Below are 16,496 nucleotides of genomic sequence, written 5' to 3'. Positions count from 1 at the left end.
CCTTCAACTAAACTACTTTTGCCCAGTCTCTTAACCTTTACCAAGCACCCAGCGGCTTTTTGTAAACATCGTATAACCAACCGCAAATAAAACAACCGTACAAACCGATAAGCTTCCTATTGTATAGATGAGACTCTGCATGTCATAGACACCGTAGAGAAGCTGTTTCATAAGTGCAAATACGTTATAAATAGGAATTAAGAATCCGCTTGGCTGCAGTTCGTGTACGGATTTCCCCATCAGTAAAAAGTATGGAAGTACCGCTACCATCATAATCTGAGATGTATAGCTTTGCGCTTCTTTAACCGAACTTGCTAAAAGACTAAGAATACATAATACCATAGCTCCTAGCAGCGCTAGCAGGGTAAGGGTGACTAAAAAAGATAAAATAAAGGTTGTAAAATGACCGTTAAGCTGTAGTGCATCATTTAATACAGTTGTTAAATAACGTACAGAGAAAACAAATGCCAATGTAGACAAAAGGCCGCTTATTATACCGAATGTAGAGATAGTAAGCCATTTTCCAACCAGTAATTGCGTTCGTTTGACAGGAGCCATCAATAAAGCTTCCATTGTCTTTCGTTCTTTTTCACCTGCAAAAATATCATTGGCAGAAGGAAGAATGCCACCTAAAACGCCCATAATGATAATCATTGGCGCAAACATCGCAATCATTGTTAAAGAGCCGTCATCTTCCTTAGATACTCCTTTTTCAACCACATTAAACGGAGCCATCGTTTCACTATTCACATTTAGTTGATCTAAGCGTTCGCTAACTATAGCTTCTCGATGTTTATTCAGTATATTTTGTATATACTCCGCGGTAGCACCTGAGTTCATGCTCGCTGAATCCGTATAAACAGTAACTTCTGGCGATTTCATCTTACGCACTTCTGAAGAAAAATCGTCTGGCACCTTTAACGCCGCTAACGCTTTCCCTTGTTCTACAGCACTGAGTGGGTTTCTGCTTTCGATTACTTTAATATTGTCATCGTTTTTTAACCAGTCAATCACACTGGCATCAGAATCCTTTGTAACAGCTACAGACATGGAATCTGTTTGATTACTAGCCATCATTTTGTCGGCAAAAAAGATAATCCCTATATTTAACAAAATAGGAATCAACACGCTAAAAATAATCGTCTTTCGATCTCGCAAACAATCAATTAACTCTTTTTTATAAATATGCCAAATCATCTTAAGCCCCCCTCACGATACGCGACATAAAGATGTAGTTTAAGTCTGTGCTTTCTTCTTCTTTATACAGCTGTTCGTTTGTTCCTTGATAAATCATTTTTCCTTTATGAATCATGATGATAGACTGACACAGCATCTCCACTTCTTCCATAATGTGACTGGAAAAAATAATCGTTTTCCCTTCTCTTTGCAGACTTTTAATAAGCTCACGAAACATGTTTGCTGATGTAATGTCTAATCCTGTAGTCGGCTCATCAAATAGGATAACGTCCGGGTTATGAAGAATAGTGCGTGCAATGGCTACTTTTTGACGCATTCCTTTTGAAAAGCCTCCGACGCGGCGATCCAAGTAATCTTTCATTCCAAAACGTTTGGCCAGCTCCTCAATCCTTATCTTTGTTTCATGTTTGCTCATTCCATAAAACTTAGCAAAATAAGCTAAGTTTTCACGAGCTGTCAAACGGTCGTATAAACCTGTTTCACCGCCAAAAAGCACGCCAATTCTTTGTTTTATTTTATCGGGCTGTTTATGAATGTTAATTCCGTGAATGAACATATTACCTTCCGATGGTTCAAGTACAGTCGACAGCATACGTAAAAGAGTTGTTTTCCCCGCTCCATTTTCACCTAATAGTCCTACAATTTCTCCTTGTGCGATGGTTACATGAACATCTTGAACAGCTGCAATTGTTTTCTTTTTCTCTTTAAAATATTTCGTAACACCTTTGATTTCAATCATATCCGCTCTCCCCTTTTACTGTGATTGACTATATCTTAGCTTATTTTTCATACAGCATCTTCCATCTTGTCATAAAGAGGGTTTTTTATGTCACGAAACGTCCTTTCCATCTTGTAAATCATGGTAAAATAGTGTGGTAATATCCAATAGAATGAAACAAAGAGGGTTTTTATTTATGAAGGTAGGATTAGTGGATGATCATTCATATGATTTAGAGAAATTGAGGATTTCTTTAGAAAGAGAAGATGATATAGACATACTTTTTTCGACTAGCAGCGCGGAGGAAGCTTATAACGAAATTAAAAAAAATGAAATTGATTTATTAATTACAGATATTGAAATGCCAAAGCTATCAGGTTATGAGCTTGCAGACTTTATCAATGCTTACGCACTTGATATTCAAGTCATCTTTGTCACTGGGCACAGCGGCTTTGCCGTTCATGCATTTGAGCTCAACGTTTTAGACTACATTATGAAGCCTTATTCTAAAGAACGTCTGTTAAAAGGCATTCAGCGTTTTCATCAAAAAAACCAATCAAATAACACAAGAGATAAGCTTATTTTAAAACAAAAAACCGAAATGCAAGTGCTGAACAAACAAGATATTATATTTGCAGAACGAACGGGTCGCTCTACCACCATCATAACGACAAATGGAGAGTTTAGTACGTATCAATCGTTAAACGAAATTGAAAAAGAATTAACAGCGAGTCATTTTCTAAGGTCTCATCGAGCTTTTATTATCAATATTTCCTATATTCAAAATTTCTCCCTGTATACTAAGCACTCATACTCAGTGATGTTTCAAAGCACCGAAAAAACAGCTTTAATCACGAAAACAAATTTAGACATCTTGCAAAAAGAATACTTTTAAAGGAGGGACTATTTAAAATGAAACTATTTTACACACTAGTTTTACTAACTGTTTTCGTGCTCCTCTTTTTTCAAGACCTGCCTGTTAGTTTACATCTCCTACTTAGTTCATTTATAATTGGTTCATTTTTTATATGGAGAAAGAAATATCAAACGGCTCCTTCACTAACGATAAAAAAAGCAATCGTACTGACGTCTTTTTTCCTGCTTTTATTTAGCCTATCTTCACCTTTTAGCATTGGCCTAACCGTTATCGCAATGATTGGTTACATGACCGACATGTTTTCGTCTTATCAACAATACCTATTCGTAACCAACCGGGAAAGCAGTGCTTCACGTGAAATTCAAAAAAACAATGAGCTTTTTCAAGCATTAAGAGCTGAAAGACATGATTTTATTAAACATGTCAGCGCCGTATCCTATCTTCTAGAAACAAATCAAAGACAGCAGGCACAAGAGTATATTCAAGATTACGTTGAAGCTTTGAATGATACCCATTCATATATTCAAGGTGAACATTCGCACGTAGCTTCTGTTGTACATCAAAGTAAAAATCAAGCACATACGTGGGGAATAAATATGAATGTTCAATTAGATTCACCGTTATCACAGCTGCCTTTAAAGCACCTTGACCAAATGAATCTCATCATGAATTTACTGCATAACGCTTTAGAAGCCGCTCATTCTTCTGAAAGAAAAGAGATAACCGTTTCGACTATGATTCGAAGCGGCATTTACATTTTAGAAATCAGCAATTCTACCGCTCCTTTATCACGAGAGCGTCAAGATCACTTGTTTACTTCTTTTCATGTTACAGAAAAGAAAGAACGCCACGAAGGCCTTGGCACGTGGATCATTTCTGAACTTGTTTCCAACTATCACGGACGCTTGGAATACACGTATCACGATTTAACTCTTTCCATTAAAATAAAATTTCCGATAGTCGTTGTCTCAAAACAAGCAACATAGCCGCTACAGCCCAAGCGGCTTTTTTCGTATGAGCCTCTTCTATACGCACACACTATAAAAAGCACCGAAAAAAAGAAATATTTCACACTTGTTTTAGCTCTTTTATCGTCACTTTTTTAGTTTTTGATTTTTTATATGCAAATCTATTGCATTTCAAGTAAAAAACGAATATTATATATCATGTTGCTTTTAATGTTCGTTATTTTTGGAGGTTACTTATGTTTAAGTTAAAAGAATATAACACGGATGCTAAAACAGAGATTTTAGCTGGTATTACAACGTTTTTAACCATGATTTATATCGTCATTGTGAACCCAGTTATTTTGTCCAGCGCCGGCGTTCCTTTTGATCAAGTATTTACAGCTACTATTATTTCAGCAGTCGTAGCTACGCTATGGATGGCTCTTGCAGCTAATTATCCAATCGCTATTGCTCCCGGTATGGGAATGAACGCATACTTTGCTGCTTTAGTTGTTGGTTCAAATGGAAGTATCGACTATGCTACTGCTTTTTCAGCTGTATTTGTAGCGGGTATTATCTTTATCATCCTATCGTTAACATCGTTTCGTGAAAAGTTAATTGAAGCTATTCCAAGCAATTTAAAGCACGCAATCAGTGCTGGTATCGGTTTATTTATTGCTTTTATCGGACTTCGTTCAGCTGGTATTATCGTTGCAAATAAATCAAATTTAATTGGACTTGGTGATTTGCAGTCTGAAAAAGTAGTGTTAACACTAATCGGACTTGCGATTACAATCATTTTATATACGCTAAATGTAAACGGCGCTTTATTCTTCGGTATGATTATTACCGGATTAATTGCTTTCTTTAGAGGACAGCTTTCATTTGATAAAGGTTTGTTTGCTGCCCCTCACCTTCCAGACGGCTTAATGATTTCCAATCCTTTTGCTGCTTTTGGAGATGTTATTCATCATGATTTGTACACAGTTGTTTTTTCTTTCTTACTTGTTACGATTTTTGATACAACAGGTACAATGGTAGGAGTAGCTCAACAGGCCGGTCTTATGAAAGGTAATAAGATGCCTCGCGTGCGTCAAGCACTGCTTGCTGACTCATTTGGTACAACGATTGGCGCTTTATTTGGTACAAGCCCAACAACGGCTTACGTTGAATCTTCATCTGGTGTAGCAGCAGGCGGACGTACAGGTCTAACGGGTGTGACGGTAGCCATTTTATTTATTGTGGCAGCGTTCTTTAGCCCAGTTGTAAGCTCGGTTTCTGGCGTAGCAGCTATTACTTCACCTGCATTAATTATTGTCGGAAGCTTGATGATGGGTGCTGTAGCTAAAATTAATTGGAATGACTTTGATGAAGCGTTCCCTGCCTTTTTAGTTGTTCTAGCGATGCCTCTTACATCAAGTATTGCAACAGGAATTGCGCTTGGCTTCATTTCTTATCCGTTAATGAAGCTGGTAAAAGGAAAAGGCAAACAAGTTCATCCGCTTGTGTATGTCTTTGCTGTTTTATTTCTGTATCAGCTCATCTTTTTACCGCATTAAAAAAGCTTGGAGATTCGTCTCCAAGCTTTTTTTATTGAAAGTAATTGTTATTTTCTTTTGTTTGATAAAGATAATTTTCCACATAGATTTATTCTGCGTCAGAAGCATTCTTTATCCCTTCTTCTGGATCTAGCTGGATACTTCTCTTTTTAGCTATATAATCCACTAGCGCTCCAAACCCTAAAGGACCGCCTATGATCCCAGCAAATACAATCCATATTGGCAATTGCTTCACTTCCCTTTTTTTAAAATTGTATCATCATCAGCGTAACAGGTAAATATTAACATGTTTTCTTCACTAATAAATAAAACGCTTTTTACCAAATATACGTAAAAAATTCCGTTGTATTTGATATACTAAACTCATGACATGTTCTACAGAGAAAGGGGCTTAATTGCATATGAACAAACAGCTTGGAACGTTAATGTTTGTTATTTTTATGGTATTTGTCGGCTTCGGAGTGATTATCCCCATCGTACCTGAAGTTATTCGTGCCACGGGTGCAAGCACGGTCAATTTAGGGATACTAATGGCTAGCTATTCGATCGCATCTTTTATTACCGCACCTTTTTGGGGGAAGCTTTCCGATATAAAAGGCCGCCGTCCCATCTTACTTTGGGGCTTACTTGGCTTTAGCGCAAGCTTTTTTCTTTTTTCGATGGCAGAAAACTCTCTGACTTTAATGTATATGTCACGCATCATTGGAGGTTTGTTTGCTGGAGCTGTTATTCCTTGTGCTTTTGCATACGCTTCTGATAGTACAGATGAAGAAAACCGTACGAAAGCAATGGGACTGTTAGGAATGTCGATTGGCTTAGGATTTATTTTTGGACCGGCATTAGGCGGCATCCTTTCATCTTTCGGTTTGTTTGTTCCCTTCGTTATCTCTGGTATCTTGTCACTGATTATGACAGCGTTCTCATTCTTTACGTTAAAAGAATCTTTACAAAAAGAATCTGCTGCCAAAGTACAGACATCCAGATGGCATGACTTCACGTCAGATTTTCAAGGAGCTATGAAGTATTTATATGTTCTTTCATTTTTAGCGACTTTTACGCTCGCTGGATTAGAAGCTACTTTTCAATTTTTTCAAATAGCGAAAATTAATGCTACTCCTACGACAATCGGATGGATGTTTATGGCGAGCGGTTTAACTCAAGCGTTGATTCAAGGCGGTGTGCTGCAGCGATTTAAAAAAGGAAATGAAAAAAAGCTGATGGCCATTGGCTTATTGGTTTCAGCAATAGGATTCACGTCTATTTTGTTATCTTCTAGTGCCGCTAACGCTACCTTATTTCTGTGCATATTTACAGCAGGAAATGCCCTTATTCGCCCTTGTGTCCTCTCATTGATTACGATGAGAACCAAAGTAGGATATGGCTCTGCTTCGGGGCTAACTGCTTCAATGGATAGCTTAGGGCGTATTTTTGGCCCTCTGCTTGGTGCATTTGCTTTTAAACTCAATATGACGCTGCCTTTTATTATCGGAGCCGTTGTCACTTTAGCTGCTTTACTGCTGATTCAGCGCCATACAGCTCTAGATTATTCTGAGCAAACACTCTCATCGTAGAGGCTTGGACAAAAGTATTTTAGCTGAAGGAAGATCCGAACGATGAATCGAGATTCTTGATGAAGAATCCAACGCGTTCGGATTTTTTTATTGTTATGAGTATTCTAGCTGTGGTGATTGGAGAGCAAAGCGGAGACTCCTGCGGGATAAGCGGTAGAGATGAAATCCCTCAGGAGCGGAAGCGACGAGGAGGCTCATCCCCGCCTGCGGAAAGCGAAGTCTTGCACGGAAATCAACAGCCGATTCCTACTAGCTCATGTAGCTAATTTGTTAGTCTTTGGATTAATTTAGCTATGTCTCAATCTCTTTTCATCGTTACTAACACAAGATTATCAGCAGCTGCAGTACGTTTTATAATGGAAAACTGATGAGCTTCGTATAACTTAATGGCAGGTGTATTTCGCTCGGCTGTAGACACCATACACTCACATTCTGAATATCTTTGAAGTACATACGCCAAAAGACGGCTGCCCACCCCTTTTCGAAAGTACTGAGGACGCACAACAAGGCGGCAAATCGTTAATCGCTCATTTTCTTTTTCAAACGACAGCACGCCAGCTAGCTTACGTTCAATCATTTCTCCGATAAACACTTCCTTGCTTTTTATAATATCTTCTTTGCTTTCTGTAAGCTGAGGAATGTCTGAAAAACCAATGAGCCTTGCTTCTTCTTGATAAGCTTCTATTTGCAAAGCTACTATTTGAAGAGCGATATCCACTCTTTGATGTTCGAGGATTTGAAGCATGAAAACCACTCCATTTCTTTCACAAATTTAGACAAATTCCATGTTTTCACTATATCCAAACGCCTTCCTTGTACATATTGTATTATGTACCGAATTAGCCAGGAGGTGTTTATATGCATATCACTGCTGAAAGAATTAGAGAAGCAACAGAAGCGATTGCTTCTACTGAGCTTGAAACATTTATGTACCAAGAGCCAACTGCACGCCACAGACGCTCACGCCGCCGTTCTACTCGCCGCACTACTCGCCGCACTACTCGCCGCACTACTCGCCGTTCTACTCGTCGTTCTACTCGCCGTTCTACTCGTCGTTCTACTCGCCGTTCTACTCGCCGTTCTACTCGCCGTTCTACTCGCCGTTCTACTCGCCGTTCTACTCGTCGTTCTAGCCGTCGCCGCTGTCGCTGCGGTTCACCTTGCTGCTCATATCCATGGTTTAATAAATCATTTGGCTGCTGCTTTAAAGGGCATGGCTGTCGCCGCTAAATAAATCTAAAGCAAGTCGAGTTTAAACTATACGCGGCTTGCTTTTTTATAGATTTTATTTTACATAATCATTCGTTTTACTCTTCTTAAAAAAGAAAACAAAGTATAATAATGGGAAAGAATCTCTCTTAAGAGGAGGCCTATCCATGCACTTATCTTTTGATCACCTTGTTCATTTTTCACCTGATCCTATTAGAGCTCAGAAAGAACTAAACGAATACGGAATAAACGTCGTTAGAGGGGGCATCCATGAAAGATGGGGCACTTTTAACACGTTGGCTTATTTTAACCTCAGCTATATTGAATGGCTTGGGCTTAGAGATATCGCGTTAGCTCAAAATGTTACAGGTAATGACCTTATTCAGCAGCTTGTTAACGAACATACACCGATTGGTCATTTTGGTCGATTTGCATTCCGTACAGATGATATGGAATTGCTGATAAAAGAGCTGGAAAGCAAGAACGTCACTGTAAAAGGTCCTGTAGCGGGTTCTCGTCAAACCAATGATGGAGAAAGACTTCGATGGAAAATGTGTTTTATTGAAGCTGACCACGATTCCCTGCCTCTTCCCTTTTTTATTGAATGGGGTGAAGCAGAAGAAAAACGCAAGCCAAAGCTAGCGGCTCTTTCTTCCCATCAAGCCGGTCAGCTGCAGCTAAAAAATATTTACTGTGCTGTACATAACCTCGAAGAATCCATCAGCAAGTGGATGAAACTGCTGGACGTTCAGTCTGGCGAAAGCTACAAAGACTCTTTACTTGATGCACATTGTCAAAAACTATATATCAATGGAGGAAACCTTATTTTTTGCAGCGGGACACAAGGTGTTGTCCATGATACATTAAAAAAAGTTGGAGAGCGTCCATTTTTGGTTGAATTGGATCACGCTCTAACACCGCAACAATTTACCGTACAAGGAGCTTCTTTTAAATTCAACAAATAAACATCCGCGGGCGGATGTTTATTTCTGTGCTTCTTTTATAGCTTGATAAATGAAATGAGGCAAAATTTCAAAGGAATACTGAACGTCTAATCTTTCGGTCCATTGATGCGCATCTCTTCCCAGCGGTCCAATGTTCAGCACCGGCATCTTCAGCTCCTCTAGCTCTTCTAGCGGGATATGATACCCTTTATTCCATAGCGGCATATTGGCTACTAACGTGTTAAATGTATGAAGCGGATGCTGCAGGCTGGCATAGCTTAAATCCGAAATTCCGCCAAAATAACTTTGTTCAACTAGCTCCACTTGGAATTTCTCTTTAGCAGTTGCCTGTACGTTTGACAAAATCCCTTGTACAAAGGGATCATCATGTGAACAAACGGCCGGGTAAAAAGGCGGCGTAAAAAATAAGACCATCATCGGAGCTGCTTCTTTACATAAACCAGCTAAAGAGTTTACTAATTTAATGGTTTTATTTCTGTCATCATCCTCTTGTGCCAAAAGTGCTGCTTCCATTTCTTGCACATATTTTTCACCGTGCTGTTTGACTGCATGAGTATAAAGTTCTTCATACGTCCATACGTTCACGTCAAGAGATGAACCCTCCATTCCCGCAGCGTACTGCCTAGCGGCTTTATTATAATGTTTGTTCACATTCAAAGCCGCTTTGTCAGCCGATTTCAACAGCAGATCTGTTACTTCTTTAAGAGAGCGGTTTAACATAAATAAATTAAATAATACAACGGCAGAGTGAGGAACTTGAACGGAATACTCTTCTTTTAAATCTTTTTGTACCAGCACCGTAGGAGGTGGACTCGTTTCATCTCTTACTTTTTCGCAAAAATCAACGTTTAATTCTATTTCTTTTGCTAAATAAGAAGCTAGTAAATTAGCATTTAAACCAGCTAGCGGTTCCCCTACATGAGTTTCTTTTCCATAACACAAAAAGCTTGGCATGATCTTCCCAATCGATCCTGAGTACACATAGTTCGTTTGATCACCAGGATAGCGGCTGAACACTGGTTCTGCATTTAGCATGAGAGAAAAATCCAGCTGATGTTTGCGGGCAAGTTCTAAAAGAACAGGGACTGCTTTTCTCATCCCAAGCGAATTTACTTCTTCATCCGGTACCGACAGCAGCAGGATGTTTCCGTCAAACTCTCCGTTGCATGCTCGTTCAACCATACTGATGTGAAGGGCAATGCCTGCTTTCATGTCCATCGTTCCTCGGCCAAAAAGCCAGTCTCCTTTTATCATATCTTTTTGTACGTGCGCGGGAACTTGTTCCATGTGGCTATAAAAAGTACTCGTTAATGTATCAGCGTGAAAAGCATCCTTTTTCCACTGTCCATAATCTTGTACATCCACTACATCGTAATGACTTACTAGTACAACTGTTTTGTTCGTATTTTTCCCTTGAACAAAAGCTGTGACAATCGACCGCCCGTCTCCTGTTGAATGAAGCTCGACTTGCTCGTTTTTTTGAAAGTAAGGCAGCTTCAATAAATACGACGCTATCGATTCAGCCATTTCCACTTCTGCCATCGTTCCTGTCACGCTAGGTATAGAAACCAATTCGCTTACAAGTTTTTTTAACTGTTCTTTTGTTTGATACAAAGATGTTTTGTTCGACATACCCTTCATCTCTTTCCTTTTTCTAAATTTTCTATCAAACAAAACCATTCGTCAATCCCTTTGACAGAGACCCTTTCAATCTCTCCCTATGTATCATAGTATGGCGCTGCCTTTACGCACATGATAAAAAAAAGAGTGCGCGGCTAGGGATAGCACCGCACACTCTTTTTTTTACTTTGCGTCATCTTCTAAAAAGTCTAGGATACGATCAATAAGCTGTTCACTTCCTGCATCGTTTCCGTGTTCAAGAGACATTTCCATTTCAATGCTCCTTTCATAAAATATTCTTGTTTTATAACATACCACAATTCATTTCGAATGTAACCTTCAATTTGTGTAAAAATTTCGACAATTTATGATTAATTTTAAAAGCTAGTGAGTATTGATTATACCCACCAGATTCTTTGCTTGTCAAAAACCATGCTTTCTATTTAAAAACACTAAAAAAATAGAGGCGCGAGCAAACTTCTTCTATAAAAGACAGCCTACTCGCTCAAGCTTGGAACAGCATGATGAATAAATTTCTAGTTCATTTGCTTTTTGTACATCTTTAATATCTATGCCTACAGCATATGTACGAACATGGTTTTCGACCACAATTTCATAAAATGTTTCTAATTCACGATAAGCTACTTGATAATGCTTTCCTAATAATTTCACTGCTTCCTTTAATGCTTTCTCTCCTGTATATGCTGCAACTGCTGTATGACTCATAAAACCCTCTCCTTTTAGAAAAATAAAAAAACTCATTTTGCTTTGATGCAAAATGAGTTTTTCACCCGTTTTATCACCCAAAGCACATGCTTTGCTGGTAGGAGCACCTTACATTCGTAGGTTGCTGTGGAGTCAAAGAGCCAGATCTCTCGTCCACTCGTGATAACTTTTTTAATTTAAAATTTATTTTATCAAACAATTCCATCCGCGTAAATAGAAAAATGAAAATATTTTAATTTTTTGGGTAATGGAATGAATTCAAAAAATGAAAGCTTAGATTAGCAAAATAAGAAGCTGCTACAAGTAATGCCTCTTCATTTAATGAAAAAGAAGGATGATGCCATTCATATTCTCCAGCTGTACCCATCCATACAAAAAATCCTGGTACATGCTGCTGATATACGGCAAAATCTTCTCCTCCAGGCGATTGTTCAGCTGCTACGACTTGATAACTAATATCCTCTGCGGCTTTAATAGCCAGTTTTTCCAGCCTATCATCATTGTTTACTACAGGAAGATACGGATACCATTTAACGTCTACTGAAGCCCCGAAAGCTGCGCCAATCCCTTCAGCAGTTCGTTTCATAAGAGCCGGTATTTTTTCTCTCGCTTCTTCTTGAAAGGTACGCACCGTTCCTTCAAGCGTTACTTTGTCAGGAATGACGTTCCACGAGCTCCCTCCATGGATTTGAGTTATGCTGACAACAACATTTTGAAATGGGCTGAGATTACGGCTGACAATGGTTTGTAAACTAGTAACAATTTGACCAGCAGCAGCAATCGGATCTATTGTTTTTTCAGGAATACCCGCGTGACCTCCTACTCCTTTGACGTCAATTTCAAAACGATCAACACTTGCCATTAAAGGTCCTGGTTTGATACCAATGGTTCCTACAGGAAGATCCGGTTTGTTATGCATCCCAAAGATTGCTTCCACTCCTTCGAGCACACCTTTTTCAACTAGCATTTTTGCCCCAGAAGCCGTTTCTTCGGCAGGCTGAAAGATAAATCGAACCGTACCGCAAAGCTCCTGCTGACGCTCTTTAAGAAGGATGGCTGCTCCGATTATAGAAGCCGTATGAAAATCATGTCCGCATGCGTGCATAACACCGTTCACTTCAGATGCAAATGGCAGATTGGTTTTTTCTTTAATTGGCAACGCATCAATATCAGCTCGAATAGCGATAGTAGGTCCCGGCTTTCCTCCCACAATTTCTGCTACTGCTCCTACGTCTAAATGGAACGCATCCGCTATAGAAATATCAAAGTGCTTTAACCACTTTTTAATACGTTTAGTTGTTTCATATTCTTTCATTGAAAGCTCTGGAAACCGGTGCAGCTCACGGCGTATGTCTATTAGCTTATTTAGTAGTAATTGATCTGTCATATTTATCACTCTTTCACATGTCTTAATTTGGAGCACTTCTCTATCTTTTACGACAAAGAGTGTATCTCATTAAGTTTTTTATAAAGAAATATGGTCGTATAACCTTCTGCAAGGTGCTTTTCTTTAGCTTGAACATATCCTTTTCGTTCATACATCTCAACTAACCAAGGATGTTCTTTTGCTGTTCCTAAAGACACACCTGGTGATTTAAACGTATTTTTTATTACCTCTTCCTCTACTAGATGCAGCAGCTTAGACCCAACTCCTTTCCTGGCAAACGACGGGTCTACTGCAAACCACCAAAGATGCGGAACAGCAAACGGACCTGGATGTTCTCCCCAAGGCATTCGTATAGATACAGTAGCAGCGATTCTTTTCTCTTCTTCGTACACATAGCAAAGGTTTTGAGAAATATTTTTCTTAACGAGGGCAAGATCAGCAGTAGCTGCTAAGAAAGGAATGCCTAGCTCTCGAATAGGTTTGTATGCTTGTAGAGTTAAGTTCAATAAGTTATCTGCATCGTCATTTGTTGCCAAACGGAATTCATTTTTCATCTCTTCGTCTCCTTATGCAGTGCTTAAATATTTTATTTAACTTATAAGTTTACTAAGAATTAAAAAAGACAGACTGCCGCCTTGCGTACTCACTATACAACTGCTTTTATAACGTGTCAATTCTATTTATTGTTTTCTATAAAAAGTATAAATAAAACAAATACGCGCAGTTTTCTGCGCGTATTTGTTACATATGAAGACAAATGTTAGGACTCGCTCACCGTAGCTTTTAAGTTAGCTGCCAACAGCACAAGTTCTTCTATAGATGCTAATTCCTCTTGTGAAGCCGCAGCTACTTCTTCAGCATAAGCAGCTGCTTGTTTAGCTACCTCCGAAAGGGCCATGACAGACTCCATTACTTTGAATGAATACCCATCAATCTCTCCTGTTGCCTTTGTCATTTTGTTCATTTGTTCTTGAGCAGCAAAGACATCTTCCATGATTATGGAAAACTGTTCAGTTACATCTTCGACAGTGGAAATACCGAGCGTAACTTCTTCCGTATTCACTTCCATGTTTTGATAAGCCTGCTTTGCCTGCGCTTCAATTTCTTTTAACAGATGACTGATTTGTATAGCGGACGTTTTAGATTCTTCCGCTAGCTTACGTACTTCCCCTGCTACTACAGCAAAACCTTTTCCATGTTCTCCAGCCCTTGCAGCTTCAATAGCAGCATTAAGTGCAAGAAGATTTGTTTGTTCAGCAATTCTTGTAATCGTGTCAATAATTCGTCCAATCTCTGTAGAACGATCTTCGAGCCCCTTTACTTCACTGGTCGATATCTTAACAGATTCATAGATTTTATTCATTTGATTCGTCACCTCTTTCACCGCAACATTTCCGGTAGAAGCATGTTCAGAGGCTCTGTTCATCGATTTTTGTACCTTTGAAGAATGATTAGTCATTTTCTGAAGCAGCTTTGCCATATCCACCATAGCTTGCTCGGTTTCAACCACACTTAGCAACTGCTTATCAGAACCCGCAGCAATTTCTTGAATAGACATCGTAACTTCTGTCACAGCTGTTTTTGTTTCCTCCATGCTTGCAAGCAATTGCTCTGAAGAATGACTGACCGTGCTCTTTGTTTTACTTATTTTCTGACGCAACATTCTCATGTGAGTCATCATTTCATTAAATGAAGATATGAGTGTACTAATCTCATTTTTCCCTTTCAAAGGAACAACATCTACAGATAAATCACCGTTTGAAATCCCTTTCATTGTTTTTGACAAATTTTCAACCGCAATTATGTAGCGACGTATGATAAAATAGAACACGGTAGTTGTAAAAGAAACAAACAGAAATGTAATCACTAGCGTAATCGAAGCTGCTTGCTCTTGTTTCACAATAAGATAATAATTTGTTACTTCAATTACAGTAGATGTTATGGCCACCATGGCTGCAATCATACATAGCATTTTCATGCGTAAACTTTGAAAAGCTTTTTTCATTTTTTCATCCCCTATACAATCTAAAGACATAGAATGTCTAATCTATATTAGTAGTATCGGCATATTTTTATATTTTTTTGTAAAAACTAAAGAAGAATTGAAACAATTATTATTGGCGCTTTTCCACTAAATATTGGAATTCATATCATTCTGCAAAGCGCTGCAACAGCAGTTGATAACTGTCTGATTATTCTTTCATTTGACCAAACTCTACCTTTGCTTATAAAATGAAGATTTGTAGAAAGGAGTACGAAAAATTTTATGTATACGTATCAAACAGGCAATCAAACAATTGACTACAAAATTGAAGTCGTTCCAAATAGAACCGATATCACGGTGCAAATTTGTGACAAAGAAGGGGTAAAAGTTATTATCCCGAGAGGTCTTAATGAAAACAATGTGCGTTCAATCATCGCACGCAAAGCAACATGGATTTTAAAACAACTAAACGGTTCACAACCAGCTGAGGAAAAGCCATCTGCTCCAAAAAAAGAAGCAGTAAAAAAAGAAACAGCTAAAAAAGAGGCTCCTAAAGCAGCAGCTTCTGCAGCTAAAACTGGTTCTTTTGAAGAAGGAGACAAATTCCCTTACCTAGGACGTCAATACCGCTTAAACATCGTTCGTGGAGATGTAGCAAAGGCTGAAATGACATTCCGTGCAAAATTCATTGCTACAGTACCTGAAAGCTGGAACGAGCAGCAAACAAATGAAGGTATTGGACAACTATTAACAGAATGGTACCAAGGCCGCGCAGGTGAAAAATTCCAAGAAGCTTTGAAATCTGTTAAAAAAGCAGCAGACAATGCTCCTGAATCTGTTAAGTGGGACGAGTTAGGTGAAGAATACGCTACGACTCAAGATAATACAATTGTATTAAACTGGCGTTTGCTAACAGCTCCTCTTGCAACAATTGAATATGTCATTGCTTCTCAATTTACAAATGCAGATGAGTTATTTGAAGATGCAGCTGAACGCAAACAGTGGTTAAGCGATAACACCCTAAACGCATTTTAAGTTTATACATAAAAAAAGCACGCGGCGAACGCGTGCTTTTTTTATGACAATGAAGTATTATATCCACTCCCTCCCCTCAGAAATTCCACTCTACCAGGTCTTTGGACATGTCAAAGTTTCTACACCAATCGATATATTGTCTTTTAAAAGAAAGATATATATAATCAAGAAAATGTTTGATTTTGTTTAAATGTGGATACGTATACCTATAAGCAAGATGGCAAACACTTAAGGTAAGCAGTTTTGCTATAAAAGTTGTAAAAGAAAGGAAGTGCAGCTTATGAAAGGACAGAGCTTTTTTATTTTAGGACTTATATTTGCTCTTATCATTGCTGTTTTAGCTGTAATTAACAACGATCCGGTACAATTTAACTATGTATTTGGTTCACAAAAATGGCCTCTTATTTTAATTATCTTAACAACGGCTGTGTTTGGAGGAGTAGTTGCTGCTTCATTGAGCTTTGTAAAAATTGTTCAACTAAGAGGACAAGTGAAACAGAAAAACAAGCGAATTGCTGAGCTGGAAGAAGAGATCAAGCAGCATAAGCCTGTTGAACCTGTTGTTGAAGAAGAGCCAAATCAACCAGCTACTCGAACTGAGCGCGCTCAGTTATAATAAAGAAAAGCCGTTATTCTCCAGAATAATGGCTTTTTTCATTTTTTGTTCCACCACGCATATTTTTGGAATACACGCATAAACA

At 38.6% G+C, this 16,496-nt stretch carries 18 protein-coding genes and 1 riboswitch; of the genes, 9 read left to right on the top strand and 9 right to left on the bottom strand.

The window, feature by feature from the left end; translation table 11 throughout:
- Positions 1-30 precede the first annotated feature (30 nt).
- Positions 31-1,197, bottom strand: coding sequence for an ABC transporter permease (locus U9R83_RS06125; RefSeq protein WP_014461111.1), 1,167 nt, complete (start codon positions 1,195-1,197; stop codon positions 31-33).
- Between the two features lies 1 nt (position 1,198).
- A complete protein-coding gene (locus U9R83_RS06120; protein ID WP_108674509.1) occupies positions 1,199-1,936 on the bottom strand; it encodes an ABC transporter ATP-binding protein in 738 nt (245 codons plus the stop codon).
- 175 nt (positions 1,937-2,111) lie between these two features.
- Here U9R83_RS06120 and U9R83_RS06115 point away from each other — a divergent pair, with 175 nt between their 5' ends.
- The 3 genes from U9R83_RS06115 to U9R83_RS06105 all read left to right on the top strand — a co-directional run bounded on the left by U9R83_RS06115 (position 2,112) and on the right by U9R83_RS06105 (position 5,298).
- Positions 2,112-2,810 carry a LytR/AlgR family response regulator transcription factor gene (locus U9R83_RS06115; protein WP_108674508.1) on the top strand — a complete coding sequence of 233 codons (699 nt, stop codon included), beginning with the start codon at positions 2,112-2,114 and terminating at the stop codon, positions 2,808-2,810.
- A gap of 17 nt (positions 2,811-2,827) precedes the next feature.
- On the top strand, positions 2,828-3,778 hold the full coding sequence (locus tag U9R83_RS06110) for a sensor histidine kinase (protein ID WP_226701068.1): 951 nt from the start codon (positions 2,828-2,830) through the stop codon (positions 3,776-3,778).
- Positions 3,779-3,996: 218 nt separating this feature from the next.
- The gene (locus U9R83_RS06105) at positions 3,997-5,298 is read left to right on the top strand and encodes an NCS2 family permease (protein WP_140450296.1); all 1,302 of its coding nucleotides are present in this window, start codon (positions 3,997-3,999) and stop codon (positions 5,296-5,298) included.
- An 88-nt stretch (positions 5,299-5,386) separates the two neighbouring features.
- Here U9R83_RS06105 and U9R83_RS06100 read toward each other — a convergent pair whose 3' ends face one another.
- Positions 5,387-5,524: a hypothetical protein gene (locus tag U9R83_RS06100; protein WP_328575461.1), complete on the bottom strand. Its 138-nt coding sequence runs from the start codon at positions 5,522-5,524 to the stop codon at positions 5,387-5,389.
- 175 nt (positions 5,525-5,699) lie between these two features.
- Here U9R83_RS06100 and U9R83_RS06095 point away from each other — a divergent pair, with 175 nt between their 5' ends.
- Together U9R83_RS06095 and U9R83_RS06090 are read left to right on the top strand one after the other, a co-directional pair.
- Entirely contained in the window at positions 5,700-6,869 is a 1,170-nt protein-coding gene (locus tag U9R83_RS06095) for an MFS transporter (protein ID WP_328575167.1), read from the top strand.
- Positions 6,870-6,928: 59 nt separating this feature from the next.
- A complete protein-coding gene (locus U9R83_RS06090) occupies positions 6,929-7,135 on the top strand; it encodes a hypothetical protein (RefSeq protein WP_226701066.1) in 207 nt (68 codons plus the stop codon).
- 32 nt (positions 7,136-7,167) lie between these two features.
- On the opposite strand, the gene U9R83_RS06085 is transcribed toward U9R83_RS06090, so the two are convergent.
- Positions 7,168-7,614: a GNAT family N-acetyltransferase gene (locus tag U9R83_RS06085; protein WP_182420767.1), complete on the bottom strand. Its 447-nt coding sequence runs from the start codon at positions 7,612-7,614 to the stop codon at positions 7,168-7,170.
- 113 nt (positions 7,615-7,727) lie between these two features.
- On the opposite strand from U9R83_RS06085, the gene U9R83_RS06080 reads away from it, so the two are divergent.
- Together U9R83_RS06080 and U9R83_RS06075 are read left to right on the top strand one after the other, a co-directional pair.
- Positions 7,728-8,099, top strand: coding sequence for a CotG/ExsB N-terminal domain-containing protein (locus U9R83_RS06080; protein WP_328575166.1), 372 nt, complete (start codon positions 7,728-7,730; stop codon positions 8,097-8,099).
- Between the two features lie 146 nt (positions 8,100-8,245).
- Complete coding sequence (locus U9R83_RS06075; RefSeq protein ID WP_328575165.1) at positions 8,246-9,043, top strand: VOC family protein; 798 nt, start codon at positions 8,246-8,248, stop codon at positions 9,041-9,043.
- An 18-nt stretch (positions 9,044-9,061) separates the two neighbouring features.
- On the opposite strand, the gene U9R83_RS06070 is transcribed toward U9R83_RS06075, so the two are convergent.
- The 5 genes from U9R83_RS06070 to U9R83_RS06050 all read right to left on the bottom strand — a co-directional run bounded on the left by U9R83_RS06070 (position 9,062) and on the right by U9R83_RS06050 (position 14,781).
- The gene (locus tag U9R83_RS06070) at positions 9,062-10,675 is read right to left on the bottom strand and encodes a M20/M25/M40 family metallo-hydrolase (protein ID WP_328575164.1); all 1,614 of its coding nucleotides are present in this window, start codon (positions 10,673-10,675) and stop codon (positions 9,062-9,064) included.
- A gap of 471 nt (positions 10,676-11,146) precedes the next feature.
- Positions 11,147-11,389 (bottom strand): hypothetical protein, encoded by a 243-nt coding sequence (locus U9R83_RS06065; protein ID WP_014461124.1) that lies wholly within the window; start codon positions 11,387-11,389, stop codon positions 11,147-11,149.
- A 67-nt stretch (positions 11,390-11,456) separates the two neighbouring features.
- Positions 11,457-11,558, bottom strand: a riboswitch (SAM riboswitch).
- 63 nt (positions 11,559-11,621) lie between these two features.
- On the bottom strand, positions 11,622-12,776 hold the full coding sequence (locus U9R83_RS06060; protein WP_328575163.1) for an amidohydrolase: 1,155 nt from the start codon (positions 12,774-12,776) through the stop codon (positions 11,622-11,624).
- A gap of 47 nt (positions 12,777-12,823) precedes the next feature.
- Entirely contained in the window at positions 12,824-13,330 is a 507-nt protein-coding gene (locus U9R83_RS06055) for a GNAT family N-acetyltransferase (RefSeq protein ID WP_014461126.1), read from the bottom strand.
- A gap of 206 nt (positions 13,331-13,536) precedes the next feature.
- The gene (locus U9R83_RS06050) at positions 13,537-14,781 is read right to left on the bottom strand and encodes a methyl-accepting chemotaxis protein (RefSeq protein WP_014461127.1); all 1,245 of its coding nucleotides are present in this window, start codon (positions 14,779-14,781) and stop codon (positions 13,537-13,539) included.
- Between the two features lie 261 nt (positions 14,782-15,042).
- Here U9R83_RS06050 and U9R83_RS06045 point away from each other — a divergent pair, with 261 nt between their 5' ends.
- A complete protein-coding gene (locus U9R83_RS06045; RefSeq protein ID WP_014461128.1) occupies positions 15,043-15,795 on the top strand; it encodes a M48 family metallopeptidase in 753 nt (250 codons plus the stop codon).
- Positions 15,796-16,075: 280 nt separating this feature from the next.
- A complete protein-coding gene (locus U9R83_RS06040) occupies positions 16,076-16,411 on the top strand; it encodes a LapA family protein (RefSeq protein WP_014461129.1) in 336 nt (111 codons plus the stop codon).
- Positions 16,412-16,496: the final 85 nt, after the last annotated feature.

Origin of the sequence: Priestia sp. LL-8, from assembly GCF_036227845.1 — a bacterium.
GTDB lineage: Bacteria > Bacillota > Bacilli > Bacillales > Bacillaceae_H > Priestia > Priestia zanthoxyli.
This window is presented reverse-complemented; position numbering and strand designations above follow the sequence as displayed.